Source organism: Bradyrhizobium sp. BRP23 (assembly GCF_020194135.1).
GTDB lineage: Bacteria > Pseudomonadota > Alphaproteobacteria > Rhizobiales > Xanthobacteraceae > Bradyrhizobium > Bradyrhizobium yuanmingense.
Map to the genome: position 1 here is coordinate 92059 of NZ_JADYVW010000006.1, position 24037 is coordinate 116095.

The window sequence follows — 24037 nt, forward strand, 5'->3', positions numbered from 1 at the left end:
CATTTATACTAAAAACTTCGTAAATGCCGCAACTGCTTCAAATGTAGACAGTTTTGTGAAACTCGGGCCGAGCGCGGGAAGCTGGAGGCGCAGTTGTAAGGCGGCCCTCGCCTCGCGGTGCAGTGGCGCCGGCGCCCGCGCTCGCGCGGCACTCCCGACTCGAAAAGGACTGGGCCAGGCCCGCGCCGAAAAGCGCAAAGAACGGAATGCTGTAGCCGGGCACCTGGAGCGTGAAGTCCAGGCACGAATGCACCAGCGACAGCGTCGCGGTCGCCGCCGCCGCCAGCGGGATGATGACGTCACGCCGACGGGTGAACACGCCTCTCGCCAGCACCGTCAGCATGATCGCCCAGCCGAGCGCCACCAGCAGCGCCATCGGGATGCCTACCTCGGAGGCAAGCTCCAGCGGCGTCGAATGCGCCGCATCCCAAACGCCGCGAATCGAGATGTTGGGGCTGCGGTACGGCGGGAAGGCCCATTGGAAGGTGCCCATGCCGGTGCCGAACCAGGGATTGTCGCCGATGATCCGCAGCGTGGATTTCCAGGCCTCGATGCGGCCCTCGTCGACCAGGCCCTGGCTGTCGAAGCGGCTGGAGACGCGGCCGCCGAGCAGCTGCAACAGGCCGAGCGCGACGGCGGCGCCGCAGCCGAGCGAGATCCAGATGCCCGTGCGCGGCGGCAGGTCCTTGCGCAGGAACAGCGTGAAGGCGACGATCATCGCCAGCAGCGACAGGCCGACGCCGGCGCGCGAGGTCGTCATGAACATCGCCATCAGGCAGATCAGCAGGCAGCTAAGCTGCGGCAGGATCTCTCTTGGCGGGATCGCGCGCAGGTCGAGCGACAGGCGCCGCCACTCGATGTGCCGCTCCGGCAGGCGGCGACGGACGTCCTCCAGGATCAGCAGCATCCAGATCACCGCGCAGGAGCCGAAATAGGCCGCCGCCGTGTTGCGGTTGATGAAGGTGCCGGTGACGCTGCCGAGATAGGCCGTCTTGTCCCGCCACAGGATCATGGTCGGCTCGATCAGGAACGAGGCTACGCCATAGAGCGCGTAGGCCGCGCCCGAGATCGCGATCACCCAGAGCAGGCGGCGCGCGCGCATCCGATCGGCGCCGACGGTGATGCCGAGCACGATGGCGAGGATGTTGGCAAGCGGCGCGCCGAGCGCGAAGAACGCCTCGTTCTTGACGATGGAAGCGGACGGGGCGATCGGGACGCCGAGCAGATCCGAGGCCTGCTTCCAGATCGGCTGGAACGGCGCGAGGAAGGGATGATCGGAAAGCTGCTCGTGCAGCACGAAGGCATAGGCGGCAACGATCACGCCGATGCCGGCGAGCAGCCACAGATGCGGCGTGCGCAGATCGCGCGTCGGCGCGAAGATGACCGCGATACCGAGACACAGGCACCAGAACGCGATCGACAGATCATTGGTCGAGCCGAACGGAAACGGCGCGCCGGCGGCCACGAAGAACAGGATGAAGACCGCGGGCAGGCTCCATGACCAGCGAATCTTGGGAAGCCGAAGGCGCATCGTTATGTCTTGCGAGCTTTGCTCGCGCCTAGAGGAAGCAATCGATCGGATAGATCTTCAGATCCACGTTGAGGCGGCTGTTCCGGCTCTGCGCCCGGAACGCATAGAATAATCCAAAGCTGTCACTCCCCTGATCGAGTTTTATTCCGGGGGTTAATTCGTCGGGCGGCACCAGAACGCCGATGTGCCGGTTGATGGCGGAAATCTCGATCCGTCCCTCCCCTTGCGCAAAATGCCCGCCGAGCTGGGTCACGGTGACCTTCGGCAGGCCGCGACGCTGATGGCAGACATCCTCCTCCCACAGCTTGGTCTGCTGCACCAGCGGCTTGCCCGGCCCGTCGGGCACGACGACGTCCGGGAAGGACGGGCGCAGCATCCCGAAGAACTTGCTCTCCTTGGAGTTCGCCGAGAGACGGACGGTGAAGGACAGCTCGCCCCTGGCGCCCTTGAGGCGCGACAGGACGGGAGCATCAGGCTCGGCAGAGATCATCACATCGATGCGATGGCGGACGCCCAGCTCCGCGGCAGCGCCGAGAGCTGTCCCGGCCGGCGCCAGTGCGACGGCGAAAGGGACGAGAGCCAAAGGATGCCAGAATGCTCGAAAGCGCATGAAGCCCCTTGCAAGGCCGCGGGGTGACCGATGACCGGCGCGCCCGTGCCGAGTGGCGCCTAGATCCAGATCCCGGGCTTGTCGGCGCAGCAGAACCGCCTCGATTGCTAAACGAAAATGGCACCGGGACAAAGCCCCGGTGCCATCGATTTGGTCGAACAAGTCGGCGTCTTACGGCGCCAGCTTGATATTGTTGCGGAAGATCAGGGCGTCGTTGGCGAGATTGATGCTATCGCTGCCGGTCGCCATGATCACACGCAGGTAGTTCAGGAACTTGGCAACTTCGACGTTGCGCGAGTTCGAGACGTAGATGATGTCGCCGTTCTTCATCATGACCTTGGTGGCGAGGAAGAAGCCGCCGGGATCGCGGAAGTTCACGTTGAAGATGACCGGGATCGTCTCCGAGGTGTACTTGCTCACGTCGATGCCGAGCTGGGCCGCAACCTCGCGCGGCTCGCGGCGATAGAGATAAACGGCCGCCGGATCGGCCTGGCCATCCAGGAGACCGCCAGCCTTGCCGACCGCTTCGCCGAGATTGATGCGCCAGGCGTCGAAGTTGAACTCGCCGCTCTGGCCGCTGGCGCCGAACGCCAGGAACTTCTGCTGCTCGCGATAGACGTAGATGCTGTCGTCGGGCCGCACATAGACGTTGTTCTCGGGCGCCATCACGAGATTCTCGAACGGTACGGTGGCCCGCCGTCCGCCACGCTCCAGCATGACCCAGGTCTCGAAGCCCTGGCCCTTGATGCCGCCGGCGCGGGTGATCGCATCGAGCACGCGATCCTTCGCGCCCGCCGCGCTCGCGGGATAACGCGCCGGCGAATTGACCTCGCCGAGCACGCTGATCAGCTGGGTGCGCTGCGAGGACATCGCCACGACCGCTTGCGGCTCGATGGCGCGGTTGCCGATCCTCTCGACGATCGCGCGCTGGATTTGGACCGCCGTCAGGCCTGCGGCCTTGATCTGACCGGCATAGGGCACGGTGATGAAGCCGTCATTGTCGACCGACTGATCCGGGATCGTCACATAGTTACCCGGGCGGACACCGGCTTCCGCCGGGATGAACAGACCGCCTGCCGCGGCTTCGAAGATGGTGACGCTAACGACGTCGCCGATGCCGAACACGATGCTGGCGGGCGGGCGGCGGTCGGTGAACACGCCCGCGAGGCCCTTGGGCTCGTGGGTGTGCAGGATCTTCACGGTCGCCGGATTGAGCGGCACCAGCTCGTAGGCCGGCGCGTTTTCCGTCTGGATCTTGTTGTTGACGTCGTCGGTGAGCGGTCCCGACCCGGGATTGGTCGAACACGCCCCGAGCGCCAAAGCAGCCCCGAGCAACGCAGGCATCAACACGTAGGTCTTGGCAATAGATGACATGAATCGCGCCCGAGGGTCCCCAATTGACGTAAATTGGTACGGCCTAGGGGGTGGTGCGACAAGTGTTCCCGGTGGTTAACGGAGCGATCCGCTGGCTACTGTTGCGTACAGGCCACTCTTTGGGGCTTGGTTTAACCCTTTGTGACTATTTGTTGTATTTCGTGTGCCCGATCAGGCAGCAAATCGCCCCGGTTGCGGGCCAAGTGTGTCGACCGCGAGGCTTCTTGGGCGTGCCACCGTTTGCTAAGGCTGGGCCATTAAGAAGAGGAATTTCCGTGTCTGGCCTCCTTCTGATCCCGCTGTTGGCGGGCTCCCTCTTTGGCGCCGCCGATCGCGCCGTCGCCTGCCCTGGCAGCGCCGGGGCGTGGTGTCGCGGCGCGGCCTTTGTTGAGGTGGCCGCCCCTGCGTCCACGTCCGTCTGGAAATTCACCCGGACACAAGGGGCCAAGGACGGCGAAAGCTTCGCGGCCATCATGAAGACCGCCGACACCACCCAATCGGACCCGGACTTCGCCGGCCTGATCGTGCGCTGCGCCCCGAAGGGCAAGGTCGATGTGCTGGTGGCCTTGATCCGGCCCTTCCCGCCCCGGAGCCGCCCCAAGGTGACCATTGCCGCAAGCGGCGGCGGCACCCTGAGCTTCGAGGGCAGCATGGCGGCCGCGGGGGCGGCCGTACTGTTGCCCGACGAGGTCTCGGCCTTTGCTGCCGGAAAGTGGCAGACGACGGCCTCGCTGTCCGTGGTGGTCAGGGAAGGCGACAGCGAGATCAAGGGGATGGTGGCGCTCAACGGGCTGCGGGAGGCCTATCATTCGCTGCTGGCAAATTGCGGCCAATAGGCTAAATTTAGCCATACAACTTAAGGGTCTTTTTAGGCGGGGAATCTAGGGTCCGGAGCACGGAGAGTGTTTCGGATGACCGCCTTTTTGATTTTCAGCTTTCTCACAGGTGCCGTGCTGGGCCAACGCTTTCGCGTGTTCGTGCTCCTGCCGGTCACATTTGCGCTGGTGCTCACCATGCTGCCGGTCAGCATGATGACCAGCCTGGGCTTCCTTGACGGCATGAAGGCTGCGGCGTTCGCCGCCATCGCGCTCCAAGGCGGTTACCTCTTCGGCTCGGGGGCGCGCTTTGCCCTTGCCGCCGCACGCGCCACCCGCGTCTTCGGTCGGCCGGTCAAGGCCACGCGCTGATCGCAACGCAAGCCTCTGTTTGAAAACGCACCGCTCGCTTGTATGGTGACCTGACCGTTTCAGGATTCGCTTCGAGCGCGCCGTTTGTCCCTCGCTTATTTTGCCCTCATCGTCTCCATCGTTTCCGCTTCCGCTCTCGAAATCGCCGGCGCCGCATTGGGCGCGCAGCTGGGGTCGATCGCCGCAGCGCTAGGCCTGCTGGCCGCGGCCTCGAGCTCGCGCAAGGCCGACTACGAGCACTATCTTCGTGCGACCTCCTGGGGCCGCTGGATACTGCTCGCCATTCCGCTGTGCATCGCGGCCCAGCTCGCTCCGCTTCCGCTGCGCGTTGCGCATCCGATCTGGGCCAGCGCTCACGAGGTAATCGGTGGCCTGTCGCTCGGGCCGATCACGGCCGATATCGGCTTGACGGTGAATGCGCTGCTGCTGGCGCTGGCCGCGATCTCATTGCTTGGCGTCGCGATCCTGGTGGTCCGCAACCGCGGCCGCGCCGAGCTGGTTCTGTTCGTGCTGAGCGGCGTAACCGCGATCTCCGCCTTGATGTTGGACCTGCATCGGCTCTCGCCGGCGCTTGCCGGATCCGTCCCCCATGACCTCACGACGAGCCTGGCCGGGCTCGGCCTCATGCTCAATCTGGCGGTGATGCAGCTCGCCGCTGAACGGGCGGAGACGCATCATTCGATCGTTCGCTCGGTCGCGATCGGACTTTGCGGTCTGGTCGGAGCCTTGGTCAGTGCCGCCGCGATCTTTGGGCTGTCCGGGACCAACAGCGCCATGGCGGCGACCTTTGGCGTCGTGCTGATCCTGCTGATCCTCGTGATCCGCAGACTGGATCTGTCGCCATTGGCCGCGAGCGCGTTGTCGGTGGCAGCCCTGATCGGCGCGGCGATCGTGCTGACCTTCCTCTTCGAAAAGAATTCCGGACCGATCCTCCTACGGCTCGTTCCGGAGATGGGGACCGAGACCAAGGCCGCCCTCGAGCGCATGCTGGCCGATACACGCTGGTTCGGCGCCGGTGCCGGGACTTTTCCTGCGGTGGGCAGGATCTATCAGAGCGATGCCGGCGCCGTCCTGACGGCGCCCTCGGCGGCCACGTCGGTGTTCGCGGGGATGGGTTGGGTCGGCTTGGTCGCCATGATCGCGGTGAGCCTGCTCGCTTTGGTCCGCCTGTTCGTCGGCGCCCTGCAGCGCGGACGCGACTCGTTCTTTCCGGCGGCGGCCGCGGCCTGCGTCCTGTTTGCGCTGGTTCAGAGCTTTGCCGGTCCCGGATTGCTGCACCCGGCAGCAATCCTTTGCCTTTCGGTGATCTTGGGACTGGGGCTATCGCAGAGCGTCAGCCAATCCGGATCACGATAGCGCGCGGGTGATCAGACCGCGCGGTCGCCGAGCGAGGCCCAGTAGTTCGGATTCTTGGGCGACTGAATGCGGACCCAGCGATAGGGCTTCTTCGACCACGGCATGATGTGGCCGGAGAGATTGTCCAGCACGAGATCGCCGGAGAAGGTGCGCACCACGACCACGAGATGATGCTCGCCCCAGCTGGTCACGACCTCGCTCAGCAGCACCGAGCGCGCCGGAAAGCCCTTGGCGATCAGATCGTGGCGTTTTGTCACGGCATAGTCGTTGCAGTCGCCGCTTGCCGGATGCAGCAGCCATTTCTCGCCGCGCAGCCCTTCCAGATTGGCCTCGGGACGGATCGCGGTGTTGACCCGCTGGTTGACCTCTTGCATTTGCGCCATGCGCTCGGCCGTCAGCTTCAGGCGGCCGCCCCGGAAGACGATCCGCTGCGGCCGCGGCTTGCACTCGTCCTTGTACTTCAGGCAGAAGAGCGTGAACGCCATCGGCGGCAGCGTCGGCTGGTCGAACTTGATGTAGTGGATGGCACCACGCAGCCCCAGGGGCGCCCCGACGAAGGCGGCTTCCGCTTTCTGCTGCACCCCCGCAGCAACGACGATGGCGGCGACGGCCGCCAGGAACTTCACAACTTTGCGCATGTCGCGCTCCCCGTTCTTGTTGGGGAGACGCTACGCGAGACCTCTTGAAATACGGCTCAAAGGCCACGCGAGGCTTTAATCAAAATGCGGGCTCATCGGTCGGAAACAATTAAGAATACCGATGTGTGACTTGTTCTGCTAAGAGCGGTCACGACTTCCGCTCGTGACGCTGGATGCGATTCGACCGACCCGATGGGCCTTTCCTCCCGCTTTCGCAAGAAGACCAAGCCGCGGCTTCCCGATGGCGTCCGCGTCTATGCGATCGGCGACGTGCATGGCCGCGCCGACTTGCTTCAATCGCTGTTAACCGTGATCGACGCCGACTTGGCCCGCTCGGCGCCGCAACGCGCCATTCAGGTCTTTCTCGGTGACTATGTCGACCGCGGCCCGGACTCACGCGCCGTTCTTGATCTCCTGATCGAACGCTCGAAGTCGCACGAGACGGTCTGTCTGAAGGGCAATCACGAGGTCTTCCTGCTCGAGGTGCTCAAGGACCCGACCCGCCTGCAGGAGTGGCGCCACTATGGCGGCCTGCTGACGCTGGTCTCCTATGGCGTCACGCCGACGATGAACCCTTCCGCGGAGCAGCAGGTCGAACTGATCGAGGGACTGAGACGTGCGCTCCCGCCGGAGCATCTCGCCTTCCTCCAGCAATTGCCCTCGTCCTTTACCTGCGGCGACTTCTTCTTCGTCCATGCCGGCGTCAAACCGGGCGTCCCGCTCGATCGCCAGAAGGATGAGGACCTGCTCTGGATCCGCGAGGAATTCCTGGCGTCCGAGGAGCGCTTCGGCAAATATGTCGTGCACGGCCATACGCCGGTCAGCGCGCCCGATATCCGGTCGAATCGCATCAACATCGACACCGGCGCTTATGCGACCGGCAACTTGACCCTGTTGACGATCCAAGGCGATAGTCTTCTCGCAATTTGAAAGCTCAGGCCGCAACTTCGGTGATCACGCTTCGCGCCATTGGCATCTTGACCGCGATCGCGCTGGCGCTCCACGCCGGCATGACGTTCTATGGCGATCTCGTACGGCCGAACTTTCGCGCCAGCGACTTGTTCTCCGGCGAGATTCCGCCGGACAAGGCCAAGCTCGCGGCGGCAGGCAGCCTGGCATCCTTTTCGTGGGATGGCGACCTCCTGGCAAATCATGCGGCGGCAATGGCCGCCGACGTTCTGCATCGTCCGTCGGCCGAGGCAGGCGGAAGGGCCAGCGAGAACAAGACGGCCCAAGCCGCTGTCGTGGCAGCCTTGAAAGTTTCGCCGATCAGGCCGGCGCTCTGGCTCACGCTCGGCACGCTACAGGCCCAGGCCGGCGAGGCGGTCACGCCTGCGGTGAAGATGTCGTACCTGACCGGGTCGGTGCCGATCGACGTTGCCTTCTCACGCATCCGCACCGTGACCTCGAGCGCCGCGGCAACCGACGAGGAGATCAAGCTGCTGGCGCAATCCGACATCCGGTCGGCGCTGGCCAACCGCTCGCGTTACGAGCCGCTGCTGATCGCGGCCTATGTGCAGGCAACGCCGCAAGGCAAGTCGCTGCTGCTGGAGACGACGAAGGTGACCGATCCCAGATTCAACGAGATCTTGCGGCGGTACTAAATCAGCGGACCGATTTCGGGTTGACCGGCACGAAGTCCTGATCGCGGCGCGGCTGATCGGATCGCCCCTGGTAGACGAACATGCCCTTCTTGGTGGCGACGATGTCGCCTCGCTGCAGGCTGTCGTCGCGAAGCAGACGTTCGGTCGCGACGAGGTCCGGATCTTCCGGAGCCGGCTTGTAGAGTTCCGGATGCTCGCGCCGCTCGCGCGCAACCCCCTTGGCACGGCGCCGCGCATCCTCGATGCGCTGCCGCCATTCGTCGCGCGAGACTTCCGGCTCGCTCGGCGGAAGATAGTCGTTGATGGACGGCTCCGGCTCGGTCTGAGCACGGCACGAGAGCGGGCAGGCGTAGAGAGCCAATCCGACAGCGGCCGCCACGGCCGCCTGAACTGGCGCACGCGCCGGTCTCCGGCGGTCTGACAGGGACTTGCAGCGGACGGGTCGCACTCCGATGACTCCGATGGCGGGCCGAGCAGCAGCCGCAACTTCAGCTGATACGGCTGCCAATTGCAACATTTTCGGAAAGCAGCGGCCGTCCCTTCAAAAAGCGAAAAACAACCCCATGCACAGTAGCCGGCACCAACCGAATCAATGGGTTACGAATTTCCCGAAATCCGGCTTGATCCGTCGGGCAAAACAGGGCTAGTATGGCATGATCCGGAGAGAGGCCGAGCGATGATCGAGCTATCTGCGATCAACGTCGGATGAGCGCCGCAAGGACAATAGCGTCGTTCTAAGGCCTCGTTAGACCATCGCTGCTAGACTTCGGCATCTGTCGATGGAGTTGCCGAGAATGCGTGCAAGCCTGGTATCGTTGTTGCGTGTTGCCGTTGCGGCGTATGCCATGTCCGCCCTCACGGCTCACGCCAGCCCCGTCTGCATCAAGGAGCGGACACCGTTCGCTTTGTCGCAAGACACGGTGAAATGGACGATGTCGATCGCGCCTGGCGCCGACTGCATTCAGGGACTGCGTTGGTCTTACATGCAGATCTTCAACGTGTCCGTCGTGAGCGGGCCATCACGGGGACAATTGGCGGTGGTCGGGTCTGGCTTTCGCTATTCGGCAGAAAGGGAAGCGCGAGGCGCCGACAAGTTCACGCTGCTGATTTCGGGCAAGAACCGTCATGATCCCGGGACGTCGACTCTGGAGGTCGAAGTCAACCCGCAATAGGCAGGCCTACGACGCGCGAAGGGGTATCTACTTCGCCCGAAAACGCTTTAGTATCGGCGGCTCGACCCGCTGCCCCGGGTTGTATTCCCGTGATAGGGCCGGGCCCGTCCGTAAGTCGTCACGGGAGGCTCGATCCGGCTCGGGATATTCGGCGTCGCGTTGGGACGCGCGGGCTGCGACGGGTTGACGATGATCACATTGCGGTTGGGCGTCGACGGATCGCTGACGCCCTGGGCCCAGGCGCCCGCAGGCACCACAAGGGCGAGTGTGATCAAGACTATTCGTTTCATGCGATATCTCCCGAGCAAGAACGTCAGGGAGGCGAAGACCGTTCCTTCACGACGGCATCACGGTTCGTTGCGCGACCTCACCGCGGTACGGGTGACCTCAGCGAGGCACCGCGATCAGCTTGCCATTCCTCCAGACACCTTGGGCCGCCTGTCCGGTAGAACCGCTACCCACGTTCCGGACAGCCGTAGGCCGCGAGGCAGCCTGGGTGGTCTGCTTCTTTTTGTCGGTCGTCGTCACGATGCTGGAGCTAGTCGTGTTGGCCTGATCCTTGGTCCCTTGTGCAGAAGCAGACTGAACCAGAAAGGCCAAAAACATGATTGCTGTCAAAATGCCGCGCATGGTCACACACCGGAGGAAGGAGCCGGTCGAAATGTCACAGGTTTCCGCCCAAAAGCAAGCGCTACGAAACGACCGCGCAGGACCTTTGCGGCCGGAGCATCAGCGTGTTTCACCGCAACCGACGCGATCCGGGTGAAAAAGCCTAGCGAAACAGCACTATCCGGGCTAGTTGATCGCTCTTGATGACCGAGACCGGCGACACCGCAGCCAACGCCTCGCAGGCGCAAGAGATCAAGGCCGGGCTCGTCCGCCTGTTGTCAGAGCGGATCCGCGAAGTCTCCGGCGACCCCAGGCAGATGCGGGATGTCGTCTACGAGCTGGCTCGCGTCAAGCTTCTGGAACAATTCACCCACGCCGATGCGCGGGAAGCGCGAGAGCTCCAGCAAGTCCTCGAACGCGCCATTCGGGAGGTCGAACGCGCCTTTGAGCGAAGCGAGCAGTCTTCACCGACCAGGGATGCCTCGGTCCCGGTGGCGAATTCTCCACCGGCGAACGTTCCCGTCCCCCCGCCCATTCCGACGCTCGCTGCCTCGGCGTCATCAGCCATTCCGATGGCTGCCGAGACGCCGCGGCGTCCTGCCGCACCGCCAGGATCGCCCGACCAACCCAAACGGAGCGGCGCTTTCAAGTCTCTCGTTCGATTGACCGCGATCCTCCTGCTCATTGCTGGCGCCGGCACCGCGGTCGTGTATTGGCCGCGGCTGAAGGCACAACTGACGGCATCGTCGCAGATGGCGCAGCCCGAACGTTCGGCCAAGGGCCCGGAGCCTCAGCTGACCGCGATTCCGACTCCCTCGGCCAGCGAGACCGCTGAACGAATCCCGGAGAGCGCAAAGGAGCCGGCGCCGGCGGCGCACCCCTCGATGCCTTTGCCAACGACGTTCGGCGTCTACGCCTTGAGCGAGGGCCAGCTCCACGAGCTGAAGCCGGTTCCCGGAAAAATTCCGGACCGGCGGGTCGCGATCTCGGCCGCCATCAACACGCCGAGCGCGACCACGTTGATGGACGGCGACGTCAAATTCATCGTGTTCAGGCCCGACGGGGGTATCGACGCCAGCGGGACCGAAGTTCGGGTGATCGCAAAAGTCTCGCGAGCGATGGGCGTCGATGCCAGCGGGAAAGCCACCATGGTCAGCGCCGGCGATTCCTGGGTCATCCGCAGCATGTCCTACCCCTACAAGGTAGGTCCGATCGACGACCAGGCGAGAATGCTGTTGCTGCAACCGGAGCAAGACGGCTTCACGCTCGCGCCCGGCCGCTACATCGTGGTGGTCAGGGGCATGGGCTATGACTTCACCATCGCTGGGACGATCACCGATCCCAACCAATGCGTCGAGCGCATCAATGCGGCGAACGGCGCGTTCTACTCGCCCTGCCCGCCGCCGCGGCGATAACGCAGCCTTTGTTTCCTATTTGGCCGGCTTGCTGTCCTTTGGCGCATCCGCCGGCATGTCGTCGACCTTGCCGTTGTTGGCGACGCATTTCTGGAAGTACTCGCGCTGGTCTTTGCCCGTTCCCTTGGCACTCCCCGCTGCGGGGTTGCCGATCTGCCTGGGCGGAAAGGCCTTGGCCACCGCGGCGTCACATGCCCGCGCCACTTCGGCAGTGATGGCCGACGCCGTCGCCGGCACGGCCAATGTCAAAGCGAATGCCAGCCCAACCAATGTCCGCAAATTCTTGACCGGCACGTCGTTGCTCCTTCACTCGGTGAATGCTTGCCGGACCATACCAAAAAGGAACGAGGCGCCAAACGGCAAAGCGCGCTGAATTGTGACTGCGCACTTGTTCGGACCATGCTCCAGAGCCGCGTCTCGAAGCACGGCCGCAGAGCGCGCAGAAATATCACCGCTCCTAGCTGTTCAGCTGCGGCGGCTTGAAATCCGGAAAGCGCGTGAGCATTGCCGTCTTGACGAACTTCAAGTGGGCGATGCTGCTCGCCAATTCCTTGAGCCGGCGCTGGCCGTTCGAGATGTCGGCCGCGAAGAGATCCTGATGATGATTGTCGAGCGGCTCCCGCTCGAGATATTCGTCGGTGCCGTTTCCGAAGGTGACGGAGGCACGGGCAAGCGCATCGTCGACACGCCGGTTGAGCCCGGCCTGCTCCCTCTCCGCCTCCTGCAAGGCGGTTTCGATCGCGGCCAAAACGGCACCGATCCGCCCGCGGTCGGTCTCCGCGTCACGCTCGGCCGAGCGGGCCTTGAAGGTTTTGTCCTCGCGGCGGGAGCCGAGAAGATTGTGTGCGCGCGCTCTCAGGAACAGCTGAAACATCCGGGCCATCCCACATACGAGATCCAGGCGGGTACCATCGGTCAGACGTAGTTAACAAATCCTGAATCCGGCGCCCGTGCGGTCTGGCTTTGTGCAATCCATGCCCGCCAAGCTCCCGCGTGCTTGGAATACAGCTCGTGCCAGCGGATCTCGCCGTCGGCAGCGGCTCCTTTTCGCACGCGGACCTCGGATGTAAATTGCCCTGTCTCGTTCGATGCAAGATCCAGAGCTTCGAACTCCGCCGTCTCTTCCGGAGACAGGCCGATCAGAACGCGATGCCCTTGGGCATCGACGAAGTATCTGCGCGGCGCGTTGTGCCTTTGATCAGTCATTCGCAGGGCCCTCGTTCATGATCCAAGGCCCCGGACGATCCTTCAGCCGCCGCTCAAAGCCACGAACAAACGCGATCAAAACGAGGACGCAAGTCGCGCCCAGCAAAGCAATCAAATACGCCATTCACGCCCACCTATGCGAGCCGCGACAATACAGGCGGCTAAACTCTCACCATGAATTGCTACGTTCTAGGTTGCCTTTCCAAAGCTCTCAAGCGCCGCACCACGTTAACCTAACTGCGCATGGTTATCCGACCCGGCCGCACGGCAGGATCAGTGTGCGCTCACATGGCGGTGCGCCTACGACGGATGCTCACTCTGCTTGGCGCCCATCGCCGCCGGCGTGTAGGGCGCATAGAGACGATATCGTGCCGATCGCCTGCGCGAGCGCCATGCCCGCACGCCGTAGCCGCAGCAAAAGCCAGCTGCAAAAATCGAAATCAGAACCAGAATTGCAAACATTTGGAATGTTCCCAATGATCGGAACGCTCCTCCCGGTACATTTCAACGTGATGTTCTGACGACTTCAAGATCATCGGCGCTGAAAGTTTTGTCAGAGGAAGATGAAGTTTGTGCAACGTGGTGCTTGAATTTTGGCCGTCGCGAGAACCACGAGCCCGGAGGACGACGAAATCTCGCATCGTTCGGGGGCGATATCCAGCCGGCGATGTTAACCCGTGTTCACGGCGGCAGCAGCCTCGAACGAAGCGGCTGGATGCGCTGTCATCGGGCACAGTTGCGATCTGCACGATAGGTCTTGCGAAACGTTCTCGAACGTATCGAGCGGCCTCTCGGACGAGACCGCTGAAGAAGCATCCGTGCTTCTACGGAGCGCCATGCACCAACTTCATCGCGGTAAGGTTGAGAGGTTAGCTTAACCCGCGTTGTTTGTTGCGAACTTTCGGCGATTGCTTATCCATCTCGCACCGGGCTCCCCCAAGCCCGGCCCCACCCAAGCAAAGCCGTCGAGCGAACATGGGTCCGCTTGGCGGCTTTGTCGTTGTGTCGACGAGAGGATCATTTCGGTTATGGCGCGCAGGCCCTGGTCGTTCAAGGAAGATCGCCGGCTCATCGAGCTGGCCAAGTCTTCAACCTCGCTGGAGCAGGCAGCGAAAGCTCTCGGGCGCTCGCCCGATGCGATCAAGCGCATGGCGTTGCGGCTTGGTCTTTCCTTGAAGTCGAAGCCGGCAAAGAAGAGCTGATCTTAGAAGTGCCGGCGCTCGCCTCCGCTTCATGTACGGCCGCTGCAGTCGAACGGGCCCCGCATCGATAGGCTAGCCGCCCCTTATCCCGGGGTCGTTCCGGTCCGCCATCGTCTTGGACGGTGAGGTGGATTGAGCGGGTTGCCGGCGGTGCCCCGCCAGCCGCCACACTTAATTCTGCGTCCTCTTCTGGGACCCCATCCCTGGGCTGGTTCCGTAGCTGGGCGTCCCCGTTCCCTTGAAGGCGCCGCCCATCGTGTCGGATCCGGAATTCGTGCCCGTGCCACTGCGCGTCGCGGAGGTGGATTGCGTGCCCGATGGCGTGTCTTTGGTCCCCTGCGCCGAGGCCAGAGAGCTCCCGATTGTCAACGCCATCACGAGACTTAACGTCCTGATCATACTGCTCAACTTTCCATGCTTGTTTCTGACCCCGAGCCGCCAGACCATTGGCCGGGCACTGCTCAGGCGGGGCCCTTCGGGCCAGTCTTTCCGTTAAACCCTATCTTAGCCCCCGCTGGCTAGGATCAATCTCCACGCCTTGCTTGAATTTCCGCCCCGCCTGTTTTCGCCTGAGCCGGATGAGAGTGCTGCGACCAGACCTCCCGTTTGTGGCACTCGTGCTTGCGAGCACGATGGCGTTCGCCTTGGCGGGTCATTTCGCCGCTGGCGCCGTTATTCGCCAGCACCAGGCGCATCAGCTCAATGAGCTCACCGAGGTGGTTCTGCGCCGATCGGAGCTTGCGGTCGATTTCGCTGCGGGCAGCCTGGACGAGCTCGCGCGGCGCAATTTCGCCAGCTGCGAGCCGGCGGCGCTGCAAGCCATCCGCCTGCACGTCTACCAGCGCTCGGCGATCAAGGACGTCCGCCTCGTCAAGCCGGACGGCTCGGTGATCTGCTCGGCCTATTCCGAGACGCTCGAATTCGACAAGGGATGGGTGGATCGCCGCGACATGCTGCCTTCGCGCGACAAGACGCTTTCCCTGTTCCGCGTGGAGCAGTTCGGCGGCGACGCCCTGGGCGTGCTCAGGGACGTCAATGGCAACTCCGCCCTGGTCGCCATTGTCGGTGTCAATGCCAGCCTGTTCGACATCATGCCGGCCGAGCTGCGCGCGCACAGCCAGGTGATCCTCGCCTTGAGCAATGGCGAGAAGCTCGGCGAATTCCAGACCGAGGCCGGCAAGTCTCTGCCGGCGCCGATCGGCTTCGAGCGAGCGTCCGCTCGGCTCCCGCTTCATGCCACGATCCGGCTCGAGCACGCGGTGCTGTCGAGCTGGAACAACGAGGCCTATTGGCCAACGCTTGCAGTGGCGCTCGGACTTGGCGCGATCTTCGGCATCCTGCTGGCACGCAACCGCCGCATGGAAGGGCCAGTGGCCGATCTCGACCGGGCGCTGACAGCCGGCGAATTCAAGCCATATTACCAACCGATCTTCGACCTCCGGACAGGTCGGATCAAGGGCTGCGAGATTCTGGCTCGCTGGCTGCGCCGCGATGGCTCGGTGGTCCCGCCGATGAATTTCATTCCGCTCGCCGAATCCAGCGGACGCATCCAGGCGATGACCTGGCAGATCCTGGGATCGGCGCTCACCGAGCTCAGGCCATTGCTCAGGGCCGACAAGAATTTCAAGCTGTCGCTGAACGTCGTGCCCAAGCACCTCCTGAGCGCCGGCTTCGTCGAGACACTGCGGCGCACGGTTCTGACGGCACGCGTCTCCGCGCGCCAGATCGTGGTCGAGATCACCGAGCGCGATGAATTGGATGATCTCGCGCGCGCCGCTTCGGTCGTGGCCGAGCTGCGGGACCGCGGCTTCCGCGTCGCCATCGACGATGTCGGCGTCGGCCATAGCGGACTGTCGCGGCTGAAGGGCCTCGGCGCCGATACGATCAAGATCGACAAGTTCTTCGTGGACACGATCACGGTGGACGCATCGACGACCACGATCGTGGAGATGCTGGTGGCGCTCGCGAAAGACCTCAATATGAGCGTGGTCGCCGAAGGCATCGAGACGGAGGAGCAGCTCCGCGCGTTGCTCGCCTCCGGCGTCGAGGAAGGTCAAGGCTATCTGGTTGCGCCGCCCCTGCCCGCCGCCAAATTCAATGAGCTCATCAAATCGCGTCGGGCTGCGCAGCCGGATGCGGCGACATCCGGTGCTAAGGCTTTGGTGGCCTGACGGGCCGGCACCCAGAGGCTTTAACGATACTTTCTAACGATGTTTTCGGCTTTCGAACCGGAGCGGCGACCAACCTTGTATGTTGGCGCCATGCGCAGGAACCACCTCATAGCAGCCGCAAGCATCTGTCTGGCGCTGATCGCCTATGCCACGCTGGCGAAGCTGTCGGGCCGGCCTGCGCTCATGGGTCACCACGAGGCCTATTGGATCGTCGTGATCGAGCGCTTCAGCGCCTATGGCCTGCTCGGCTTCCTGCTGTCGTTCCTGCTGCCGGGACGGTTTAGCCTGGCTTGCTCGCTCGTCATCGCAGTCGCCATGGGGTTGGAGCTGATGCAAGCGTTGATACCCGATCGCGATCCAGGCTTTCTCGACGTGCTGCAGAAGGCGGCGGGCGGCACCGTGGGCGTCATGCTCGCCCAGATGATCCTGGCGTTCCTGCCCAGACCACCTGCCTGAAACGGCGAGCATGGCCTCGGCGGAGCGACCGGGCGACCCGGTCCTTACTTCATCATCTGGCCGCGCAACTCACCGCCTGGGTTGGCGGCCGTGTGAATGTTCGCGTACCATTTTCCGCCCAACAGATCCGCCGCCTGCGCCTCGGTGAGGGTTGCACTGCCTTCGATCGGGCTTTGCGCCGTCTTGAACGGCAGGGCGATGCCGGCATTCTTCCCGGCCTCGCCGGGGCCGTGAAAATGCGCCCCTATCGCCGGTCCCGTCAACCCGGTAAAGGTGACGAGGTAGGTCAGGACCTTCGTTTCGGTGTTGTAGCTCGCCTCCGCCTTGCCCGACCCGGTCGAGCTATTCGGCGGCACTTCATTGCTTCCCTTGAGCTCCGCTCGCAGCTTCACGACCTCCGCACCTGCCGTTCCGCTCGTCGCGCTGACGCCTCCGACCAGCGCCAATGCCCCCAACAGTGCCACGGACCGTCGACACACGGCTTTGCTCATGCACTTCCTCCTGCGGATTTCGTTGGTCCCGCGATGAAAACACCGAGGACTGCCGGACATTCCACCGCAGAGCTTATGCTGATTCGGGACAACGCTCGCGGGAATTAGCCATCGCAAGCGCATCACGCGCCGGCTCAGGCCGCCCCGCGCCTCGTGTGACGCTCGGAGGGAACCAGGAGCTCGGCCATCTTCCGGTGGGTGTCGTGCAGCGCTTCGATGGCGCAGTCGAGATCGAAATCCGCCTCGCGGACGGATGCAAAGAACTTGGCCGTCAGCGCCAGATCGAGCTTGACGCGCGTGGCACCGTCGCGACTCCTGCGACGATCGAGCGACAAATGGATCGCGCGGTCCCTCGCCTCCACAGCATCGCAGCCGCAAAGCGCGCCGAGCTCGTCATATGTCATCCAGATTTGAGGCATGTTCTTCCACCACGCTTGATCTATCGCAGACTAGATAGCTCTCGCTTCTGAAGGCGGAGTTTCTGCAGCGCGAATTCGAGCCAACAACGTCAACGCAATCCTAAGCGCGGCGCAGACGTGAGCCGGGTGGACTGGCGCAGCTTGTTGCCGATCCACTGTCACTTGGGCGCGCCCGTCGTGAACGGATGCCGCGGCCGTGAGCGGCTGTCGAGCCTCTTGGGCAGCTTGTCGGCCTTGAGCTTCACGACCGCGCCCCGGGGGTCAGGAGCCGGCGCCTCTTCCTGGCTGTAGATCAGCGTCGCTTCGAATCTCACGTCGGGCGCTTGGCGGGCCGTTCCCGAACAGGTCGCCATCGCCCCGCTATAAACGCCGGAGAGCTCGACCTCGACCTCGTCCAGCCCGAACACGGTCGGCGGCCCGTCGGCATGTCGCCGTGTGGTCAGGACGGCCGTGAAATGCCGGTCGTTGTCGAACTGATAGGAGCCGCCATAATTGAAGAAGCTGTCGCTGCCCGAGATCCGTCCCTGGGCCAGATGCACGATGCCGGTGCCTTGCGCGTGCGCTGTTCTGAACCACGCCGCGTATTTGCCCTCTTTCAGCATGGAAACATCCACCCGTAATTTCCACGTGTATTTGCAACGAAGCTTGAGGCGCGACAATGACCGACACGACGAGCATTCCGCCACGGTTAACGCCCTGCAAAATCAATCCGTTAAATTTCTGCGGCCGCACGCGGCGGCGGCGACGTCAAAACAATTCGATGCCGTCGTCAGCCGTTTCCACGACTTCGACGCGACGCGACGGCCGTACAAGGAGCCAATGCCGCTCGAGGCCGCGCGCGGCTACCTGGTCGAGAACGCCGGGCGACAGTTCGATCCTGGCTGCGTCGAGGCTTTCCTGTTGCGCTGGGACGAGGTGGTCGAGATCGCCGGCGGTCAGCGGACAAGTCCCTTGCCGGTCGCCGCGGCCCCTCCCGCTCCCGATATAGAGCGTGCAGCAGCGAGCTCGTCAGACGCGCGCCATCCCGCGTCCCGACCGCCTGACCCGATCGATCCGCCAACATCTTGCCGCGGCACCATTTTTCTCCGGTCGCCGGTTTGAACCTGTTCCTGCTAAAGTGGCACCAAGACCTGAGAGTGATTCTGGTCACACTTGCCCCGGCGCCCTGCTGCTAGGCATCGAACCAGGACGGGCACCAGAGCATCGTCGAATTGGATGAGAATTCCCATGAAAAGCCTGATCGGCGCCTGTGTCGGCGCATTCTGCCTTGCGGCCCCCGCTTGGGCGGAGACTCCCGCTGCGATCGTCGAGGACGTCCAGGGCAAGGTCGACGGCATCGCGTTCATGGACTACGTGGCGCCAGGCAAGATCATCAAGCTCGGGCCAAAGGCGAGCATCACGCTCAGCTACCTGAAATCCTGCCAGCGCGAGACCATCAGCGAAGGTGTCGTCCTGGTCGGCGCCGAGCAGAGCACCGTTCAGCTGGGCGAGGTCAAGCGGGAAAAGGTGCCCTGCGATACCAATGCGGCAAAACTGTCCGAGCGCGAGGCGAACCAGAGCGCCGCAACGACCTTCCGCACCATGCGCTCGGACGCCAAGGGCGGGCCCGCCAAGCTGCCGACGCTCTACGGCGTCTCGCCACTGGTGCAGGCCAAAGTCGGCAGCACGCTGGTGATCGAACGCACCGACGGCAAGGAGCCCACGATCAGCGTCCCGCTCAAGCGCGATGCTATGGTCGGCGGCAAGTTCTATGATTTTGCCAAGGCCGGAAAGACATTGACCCCGGGCGGCAGCTACCTCGCCATTCTCGGTGCCAAACGCTACACCTTCCAGATCGACGCCAGCGCCACCTCCTCGCCGACCCCGATCATCGGCCGCCTGCTGCGGCTCGAATAGACGGACTCGAATAAGCGGAGTTGGCGACGGGGCGATGCGGCGGATCGGGGGACGGGACATCGTTGCGGCAATCCTGATCGCGCTCCTTGCGGGCGCGATCTTCACGTCCCCGCCGCTGCAGACACTGCAAGGCCTCTCGCTCGACATCCTCACCGCGCTGCGTGGGAAAGTTGTCGGCGAGCGCCGCGATCCCGCGACGTCGCCGGTCGTCGTCGTGGCGATCGACGGCGAAACCTACGAGACCCCGCCCTTCAAGGGATCGCCGACGCAGACCTGGACGCGCGAGATCGGCCGGGTGCTCGGCAGTATCAGCGACGGCGGCGCCAAGGTGATCGGCTTCGACGTCATCTTCAAGAACTCGATCGAGCAATCCGAGATTCCCTTTGGCGACGCGCCGCTCGGCGCCCGGATGCGCGGATTTGACCGGGACTATCTGATCGCGCTGCGGCAGATCTCCGACAACGGCAAGCTCGTGCTCGGCGAGATCCTGAGCAACGACCATCCGGAAATGCCCTACCGTGCGCAGCGGCTGGCGGTGCGAAACAACGTCCGCGCGCTCAATGTCCACACCGACGCCGACGATGTCATCCGGCGGATGCCGCTCAGCTTCTCGATCGAGGGCAAGCCGGTGCCCACAATGGCGGCCGAGCTCGCCGCCCGCGCGCTCGGCGCGAAGGTCGAGATGGCGCCATCCGGCGCGGCTGGGCTGTCCGGCTACGCAATCCCGAGCACTGTACCGAACACGCTGACGCTCAACTTCCGCGACCTCAGCCGCGACGTTCCGACCTTCTCCTTTGCCGATCTGCGCGCCTGCGTCGAAAAAGACGACCGCGATTTCTTCCGGCGCGCCTTCGAGGGCAAGGTCGTGCTGCTCGGGACCGTCCTCAACTTCGAGGACCGCAAGCTCACCTCGATGCGCCTGTCCGGCGGCTATGACGGAACGCCGTCGGCGCGATGTGCCCTGCCCGCGGCTGCCGGCACCGCGCAAAAGGCCCGCAGCGATGTCGCCGGTGTGTTCGTGCACGCCGCTGCGGTCCGAAACCTGATCGAGCGCGATGCCGTGACCGAGCTCGGCTTTCCCTCGCGCACCCTTCTCACGATCGCGTTCGCGGCCGTCATCGCCTGCGCGGCCGGCGTGTTTGCGCCAAGTGGCGCGCTGATCGCCTGGCTCGGCCTCACCGCCGTCTGGGTGGTCGTTGCCGTCTGGGCATTCGTCCATGCCTTGGCGCTGCCGCTGACCGAGCCGGCGCTCGCCAGCCTTGCCGCGCTCGCGATCATGATCGGCTATCGCTTCGTGCTGGCCGACCGCGACGAGCGCTTCCTGCGCAAGAGCTTTGCCTTTTACCTCGCGCCCGAGGTGATCGAGACCATGGTCGCCTCCGGCAAGATGCCGGCGCTCGGCGGCGAGATGCGCAACGTCACCATGTTCTTCTCCGACCTCAGCGGATTCTCGTCGATCGCCGAGACGATGACGCCGGTCGAGCTGGTGACGCTGATGAACGAATATCTGTCCGCCATGACCGACATCATCGAAGGCCATGGCGGTTACGTCGACAAATATATCGGCGATTCCATCGTCGCCATGTTCGGCGCCCCGGCCGACGATCCCGCCCACGCGCGCAATGCGGTGCGTGCTGCGCTGAAGTGCCACGAGACGCTGGCCGAGCTCAATGAAGGCCATCCCGCCTTCGCCGGTCACGGCCTGTCGCACCGTATCGGGCTCAACAGCGGCGAAGCCGTGGTCGGCAATATCGGCTCGCGCCGCCGCTTCAACTACACCGTGATGAGCGACACCGTGAACGTCGCCTCGCGGCTCGAAGGCGCCAACAAATATTACGGCACCGCGATCATGGCCTCGGAAACCACGATGGCGCAGACCGGCGATAGCTTCGCCTGGCGCGAGCTCGATGCGATCAGGGTGCAGGGACGCGGCGAGGCGATCAGGGTGTTCGAGCCGCTGGCGGAAACCGGCGCGGAAAGCGCCGAGCAGGCGAAGGTCGCCGCAGCCTATGCGGAAGGGCTGGCGTGCTGGCGGGCACGGGAGTTTGCCAAGGCGGCCGACGCGTTCGGGGGCGTCGCGAAGATCGATCCTGCGTCAGCCCGGTTCGCCAAACGTGCGAACGTACTGACGCAGACTCCGCCGCCGCCGGACTGGACACCGGTCAATACGCTGGAAGGAAAGTAGTGGCTTCTTACCCTCCCCTGGAGGGCCCTCCAGGGGAGGGTTAGATCGCCTAAAACGGCAGCCCCGTATAATTCTCCGCAAGCAGACGCTGCGCCGTCTCGGACGAGAGCAGGTAGTCGAGCTCCGTCTGCTGCAGACGATCCTCATATTCGATCCGGTCGGGGAAGCGGTGCAGCATCATCGTCATCCACCAGGAGAAGCGTTGTGCCTTCCAGATTCGCGCGAGCGCCTTGGCGGAATAGCCCTTGAGACCGGCATCGTCGCCGCTCTGATAATGCGCGAGCAGCGCGTGATAGAGATAGTAGATGTCGGACGCCGCGCTGTTCAATCCGCGCGCGCCGGTCGGCGGCACGATGTGCGCGGCATCGCCGGCGAGGAAAAGGCGACCATAGCTCATCGGCTCGGCGACGAAGCTGCGCAAGGGCGCGATGCTCTTCTCGATCGACGGGCCGGTGATCAGGCGGCCGGCGACCTCGTCCGGCAGGCGGCGCTTCAGCTCGGCCCAGAACGCATCGTCGCTCCAGTCCTCCACCTTGTCGGTCAAAGGCACCTGGATGTAGTAGCGGCTCAGCACCTGCGAGCGCAGCGAGCACAGTGCAAAGCCGCGCTCGTGCTTCACGTAGATCAGCTCGGGCGATACCGGTTTCGTGCGCGACAGCACGCCGAGCCAGCCGAACGGATAGACCTTCTCATATTCGCGCAGCACGTCCTTCGGGATCGACTTGCGGCTGACGCCATGGAAGCCGTCGGCGCCGACGATGTAGTCGCAATCGACGCGGAGCGTCTGCCCGTTCGAGCGATACGTCACATAGGGCCGATCCGACGTCAGATCGTGCGGCGTGACGTCCTCGGCATTGTGCACGACCTTGCCGCCGATCCGGTCGCGTGCCTCGTAGAGGTCGCGCGTCAGCTCGGTCTGGCCGTAGACCAGGACCGAATTGCCGCCGGAATGCCTGTGCAGGTCGATGTGGGAGAGCACGCCGTCATGGGCGATCTCGAAGCCGTTGTGGATCTCGCCCTCGCGGTCCATCCGCTCGCCGCATTGCGCCTCGCGCATCAGCTTCGCAAAGCCGTGCTCGAGCACGCCGGCGCGGATCCGGGCCAGCACGTGGTCGCGGCTGTATTTCTCCAGCACGATGGTGTCGATGCCCTTGAGGTGCAGGAGCTGGGACAGCAACAGCCCGGACGGCCCGCCGCCGATGATACAGACCTGAACTTTCATTTTTGCGTCCTCCCGTCGGCATTTTTTTGCATACGTTAAGGCGCAAGCCGATGGAGGGTTTCGCCTTTGTCTTGTACTATTCGAACATGAGAAGCGCGGCCCCCGCCCCGGCCATCCGGGTCTACAATCTGTTCGGCGAGTCCGGCGATCTGCCCGATGTCGTGCATTGCGAGACGATCGCCTCGCGTTCGGTGCTGCACGACTGGACGCTGGCCGTGCACCGCCATGCCCGGCTGCACCAGGTGCTGCTGATCGAGCGCGGGGGCGGCGAGGCGACGCTCGACGGGCGCGTGGTGCCGCTGAGGCCGATGCAGATCGTCAACGTGCCGGTCGGCCACGTCCACGGCTTCCGCTTCGAGCCCGACACGCAAGGCTGGGTGTTGACCATCGCCGCGGAGATCCTCGACGAAGCGCTGCTCGCCGCCGAGGGCCTGCGCGGTGCGCTGTCGCGGTCGGCGGTGGTGCGCGGCACGCCGCAGATCCGCGCCACGATGAAGCAGATTTTCGCCGAGCACGCCGCGCGCGACTTCGGCCGTGCGCATGTGCTCCGCGCCTTGTCGTCGGCCATGATCGGGCTCGTGGCCCGCGCGCTCACGGGCGAGAGCGGCGGCAACGGCACCGCGGAAAGCGGGTTGTTCCGCCGCTTCGAGGCGCTGCTGGAGCAGCATCATCTGGAGCGCTGGAGCGTCGCCGACTATGCCGAGGCGCTGTCGGTGACACCGACGCATCTCAACCGGATCACGCGGGCGGCGACCGGCGACACCGCCTCGCATCTGATCCTCAACCGCCTGATCCGGGAGGCGCGGCGCAACCTCGTCTACACCAACCTGCCGGTCTCGACCATCGCCTACGCCCTCGGCTTCGAGGACCCCGCCTATTTCAGCCGGGTCTACGCCGCCGCCACGGGGGTCTCACCGCGCGCTTTTCGCGCCCGGCTCCATGGCGGCGAAGGCTGAACCACCGGACAAAGGATCAGGGCACGTCTGATCGACGCGCCCCGGATCCGCGATGTCTCTCGTTGCCACTTACCTTCGTATATAGCGCCCCATCCTTTGGATAGAGGCGCTTTACCTCCGTACAATTGAGCGGGGCACGCCCTCGCCCTAGCGTGACGGCATTCGGCGCCCTGGCGCTGGTGGCATGGAACCTCCCTAACCTCGGCGCAAGGCGGCCAACCCTGTCCGGTCGTCTGCGCCGCCTTTTCAGCAAAGCCATCGGCGCCTTCAGTTATTCCCGCCGATACGCCGCGCCATTTCGGCTGGACGGTCGGCTTTCGTGCCGAACCCGGGGAGT

27 protein-coding genes and 1 pseudogene are annotated in these 24037 nt (G+C 64.1%); 14 read left to right on the forward strand and 14 right to left on the reverse strand.

Annotated elements, in window-relative coordinates; genetic code table 11:
• Nucleotides 1-37 precede the first annotated feature (37 nt).
• Genes I6F24_RS17960 through I6F24_RS17970 form a run of 3 tightly spaced genes read right to left on the reverse strand, consistent with a single transcriptional unit; the run spans nucleotide 38 to nucleotide 3515 of the window.
• A complete protein-coding gene (locus I6F24_RS17960) occupies nucleotides 38-1531 on the reverse strand; it encodes an O-antigen ligase family protein (RefSeq protein WP_225148874.1) in 1494 nt (497 codons plus the stop codon).
• 28 nt (nucleotides 1532-1559) lie between these two features.
• Entirely contained in the window at nucleotides 1560-2303 is a 744-nt protein-coding gene (locus I6F24_RS17965; RefSeq protein ID WP_225148875.1) for a hypothetical protein, read from the reverse strand.
• Between the two features lie 9 nt (nucleotides 2304-2312).
• Nucleotides 2313-3515: a polysaccharide biosynthesis/export family protein gene (locus tag I6F24_RS17970; RefSeq protein WP_225148876.1), complete on the reverse strand. Its 1203-nt coding sequence runs from the start codon at nucleotides 3513-3515 to the stop codon at nucleotides 2313-2315.
• Nucleotides 3516-3790: 275 nt separating this feature from the next.
• Between I6F24_RS17970 and I6F24_RS17975 the strand changes: the two genes are divergently transcribed.
• From I6F24_RS17975 to I6F24_RS17985, 3 genes are all read left to right on the forward strand, one after another.
• Entirely contained in the window at nucleotides 3791-4351 is a 561-nt protein-coding gene (locus I6F24_RS17975; RefSeq protein ID WP_225148877.1) for a hypothetical protein, read from the forward strand.
• A 75-nt stretch (nucleotides 4352-4426) separates the two neighbouring features.
• Nucleotides 4427-4702, forward strand: a complete 276-nt coding sequence (locus I6F24_RS17980; protein ID WP_036011249.1) for a hypothetical protein — start codon at nucleotides 4427-4429, stop codon at nucleotides 4700-4702.
• 84 nt (nucleotides 4703-4786) lie between these two features.
• Nucleotides 4787-6058 (forward strand): hypothetical protein, encoded by a 1272-nt coding sequence (locus I6F24_RS17985; RefSeq protein ID WP_225148878.1) that lies wholly within the window; start codon nucleotides 4787-4789, stop codon nucleotides 6056-6058.
• Between the two features lie 11 nt (nucleotides 6059-6069).
• On the opposite strand, the gene I6F24_RS17990 is transcribed toward I6F24_RS17985, so the two are convergent.
• Nucleotides 6070-6696 carry a transglutaminase-like cysteine peptidase gene (locus tag I6F24_RS17990; RefSeq protein WP_036011255.1) on the reverse strand — a complete coding sequence of 209 codons (627 nt, stop codon included), beginning with the start codon at nucleotides 6694-6696 and terminating at the stop codon, nucleotides 6070-6072.
• Between the two features lie 192 nt (nucleotides 6697-6888).
• Between I6F24_RS17990 and I6F24_RS17995 the strand changes: the two genes are divergently transcribed.
• Nucleotides 6889-7626 (forward strand): metallophosphoesterase family protein, encoded by a 738-nt coding sequence (locus tag I6F24_RS17995; protein ID WP_057026183.1) that lies wholly within the window; start codon nucleotides 6889-6891, stop codon nucleotides 7624-7626.
• A gap of 20 nt (nucleotides 7627-7646) precedes the next feature.
• Nucleotides 7647-8300 (forward strand): hypothetical protein, encoded by a 654-nt coding sequence (locus I6F24_RS18000; protein WP_225148879.1) that lies wholly within the window; start codon nucleotides 7647-7649, stop codon nucleotides 8298-8300.
• 1 nt (nucleotide 8301) lies between these two features.
• Here the strand turns inward: I6F24_RS18000 and I6F24_RS18005 are convergent, their stop codons facing one another.
• On the reverse strand, nucleotides 8302-8679 hold the full coding sequence (locus I6F24_RS18005; RefSeq protein ID WP_036011263.1) for a hypothetical protein: 378 nt from the start codon (nucleotides 8677-8679) through the stop codon (nucleotides 8302-8304).
• Between the two features lie 415 nt (nucleotides 8680-9094).
• Here I6F24_RS18005 and I6F24_RS18010 point away from each other — a divergent pair, with 415 nt between their 5' ends.
• The gene (locus I6F24_RS18010) at nucleotides 9095-9472 is read left to right on the forward strand and encodes a hypothetical protein (protein WP_057026473.1); all 378 of its coding nucleotides are present in this window, start codon (nucleotides 9095-9097) and stop codon (nucleotides 9470-9472) included.
• 47 nt (nucleotides 9473-9519) lie between these two features.
• On the opposite strand, the gene I6F24_RS18015 is transcribed toward I6F24_RS18010, so the two are convergent.
• Both I6F24_RS18015 and I6F24_RS18020 read right to left on the reverse strand, forming a co-directional pair.
• Nucleotides 9520-9762, reverse strand: a complete 243-nt coding sequence (locus tag I6F24_RS18015; protein ID WP_128262894.1) for a hypothetical protein — start codon at nucleotides 9760-9762, stop codon at nucleotides 9520-9522.
• 97 nt (nucleotides 9763-9859) lie between these two features.
• On the reverse strand, nucleotides 9860-10102 hold the full coding sequence (locus tag I6F24_RS18020; protein WP_036035522.1) for a hypothetical protein: 243 nt from the start codon (nucleotides 10100-10102) through the stop codon (nucleotides 9860-9862).
• 182 nt (nucleotides 10103-10284) lie between these two features.
• Between I6F24_RS18020 and I6F24_RS18025 the strand changes: the two genes are divergently transcribed.
• Nucleotides 10285-11496, forward strand: a complete 1212-nt coding sequence (locus I6F24_RS18025; protein ID WP_225148880.1) for a hypothetical protein — start codon at nucleotides 10285-10287, stop codon at nucleotides 11494-11496.
• A 15-nt stretch (nucleotides 11497-11511) separates the two neighbouring features.
• Here the strand turns inward: I6F24_RS18025 and I6F24_RS18030 are convergent, their stop codons facing one another.
• From I6F24_RS18030 to I6F24_RS18040, 3 genes are all read right to left on the reverse strand, one after another.
• Nucleotides 11512-11790: a hypothetical protein gene (locus I6F24_RS18030; protein ID WP_225112340.1), complete on the reverse strand. Its 279-nt coding sequence runs from the start codon at nucleotides 11788-11790 to the stop codon at nucleotides 11512-11514.
• A gap of 163 nt (nucleotides 11791-11953) precedes the next feature.
• The gene (locus I6F24_RS18035; RefSeq protein WP_036011274.1) at nucleotides 11954-12370 is read right to left on the reverse strand and encodes a hypothetical protein; all 417 of its coding nucleotides are present in this window, start codon (nucleotides 12368-12370) and stop codon (nucleotides 11954-11956) included.
• 41 nt (nucleotides 12371-12411) lie between these two features.
• Complete coding sequence (locus I6F24_RS18040; protein ID WP_036011277.1) at nucleotides 12412-12702, reverse strand: hypothetical protein; 291 nt, start codon at nucleotides 12700-12702, stop codon at nucleotides 12412-12414.
• Nucleotides 12703-13730: 1028 nt separating this feature from the next.
• On the opposite strand from I6F24_RS18040, the gene I6F24_RS18045 reads away from it, so the two are divergent.
• The 3 genes from I6F24_RS18045 to I6F24_RS18055 all read left to right on the forward strand — a co-directional run bounded on the left by I6F24_RS18045 (nucleotide 13731) and on the right by I6F24_RS18055 (nucleotide 16531).
• Nucleotides 13731-13904 (forward strand): hypothetical protein, encoded by a 174-nt coding sequence (locus I6F24_RS18045; protein ID WP_167361675.1) that lies wholly within the window; start codon nucleotides 13731-13733, stop codon nucleotides 13902-13904.
• 632 nt (nucleotides 13905-14536) lie between these two features.
• Complete coding sequence (locus I6F24_RS18050) at nucleotides 14537-16075, forward strand: EAL domain-containing protein (protein ID WP_225142429.1); 1539 nt, start codon at nucleotides 14537-14539, stop codon at nucleotides 16073-16075.
• A 90-nt stretch (nucleotides 16076-16165) separates the two neighbouring features.
• Nucleotides 16166-16531 (forward strand): antibiotic resistance protein VanZ, encoded by a 366-nt coding sequence (locus tag I6F24_RS18055; protein ID WP_036011287.1) that lies wholly within the window; start codon nucleotides 16166-16168, stop codon nucleotides 16529-16531.
• 44 nt (nucleotides 16532-16575) lie between these two features.
• On the opposite strand, the gene I6F24_RS18060 is transcribed toward I6F24_RS18055, so the two are convergent.
• The 3 genes from I6F24_RS18060 to I6F24_RS18070 all read right to left on the reverse strand — a co-directional run bounded on the left by I6F24_RS18060 (nucleotide 16576) and on the right by I6F24_RS18070 (nucleotide 18043).
• A complete protein-coding gene (locus I6F24_RS18060) occupies nucleotides 16576-17022 on the reverse strand; it encodes a CHRD domain-containing protein (RefSeq protein WP_036026578.1) in 447 nt (148 codons plus the stop codon).
• A gap of 134 nt (nucleotides 17023-17156) precedes the next feature.
• Nucleotides 17157-17441, reverse strand: coding sequence for a hypothetical protein (locus I6F24_RS18065; RefSeq protein WP_036011293.1), 285 nt, complete (start codon nucleotides 17439-17441; stop codon nucleotides 17157-17159).
• A 158-nt stretch (nucleotides 17442-17599) separates the two neighbouring features.
• Nucleotides 17600-18043, reverse strand: coding sequence for a hypothetical protein (locus I6F24_RS18070; protein ID WP_036011297.1), 444 nt, complete (start codon nucleotides 18041-18043; stop codon nucleotides 17600-17602).
• 193 nt (nucleotides 18044-18236) lie between these two features.
• On the opposite strand from I6F24_RS18070, the pseudogene I6F24_RS18075 reads away from it, so the two are divergent.
• The 3 genes and pseudogenes from I6F24_RS18075 to I6F24_RS18085 form a co-directional block, all read left to right on the forward strand.
• Nucleotides 18237-18542: pseudogene (locus tag I6F24_RS18075) on the forward strand (hypothetical protein); the annotation flags it as partial.
• Between the two features lie 126 nt (nucleotides 18543-18668).
• Nucleotides 18669-19337 (forward strand): hypothetical protein, encoded by a 669-nt coding sequence (locus I6F24_RS18080; RefSeq protein WP_036026585.1) that lies wholly within the window; start codon nucleotides 18669-18671, stop codon nucleotides 19335-19337.
• Between the two features lie 34 nt (nucleotides 19338-19371).
• Nucleotides 19372-21522: an adenylate/guanylate cyclase domain-containing protein gene (locus tag I6F24_RS18085; RefSeq protein WP_036026587.1), complete on the forward strand. Its 2151-nt coding sequence runs from the start codon at nucleotides 19372-19374 to the stop codon at nucleotides 21520-21522.
• Nucleotides 21523-21571: 49 nt separating this feature from the next.
• Here I6F24_RS18085 and pobA read toward each other — a convergent pair whose 3' ends face one another.
• Nucleotides 21572-22744 carry a 4-hydroxybenzoate 3-monooxygenase gene (gene pobA / locus I6F24_RS18090; protein WP_225148881.1) on the reverse strand — a complete coding sequence of 391 codons (1173 nt, stop codon included), beginning with the start codon at nucleotides 22742-22744 and terminating at the stop codon, nucleotides 21572-21574.
• A gap of 50 nt (nucleotides 22745-22794) precedes the next feature.
• Between pobA and I6F24_RS18095 the strand changes: the two genes are divergently transcribed.
• Nucleotides 22795-23700, forward strand: a complete 906-nt coding sequence (locus I6F24_RS18095; protein ID WP_109145101.1) for a helix-turn-helix domain-containing protein — start codon at nucleotides 22795-22797, stop codon at nucleotides 23698-23700.
• The last annotated feature ends 337 nt before the right edge of the window (nucleotides 23701-24037 follow it).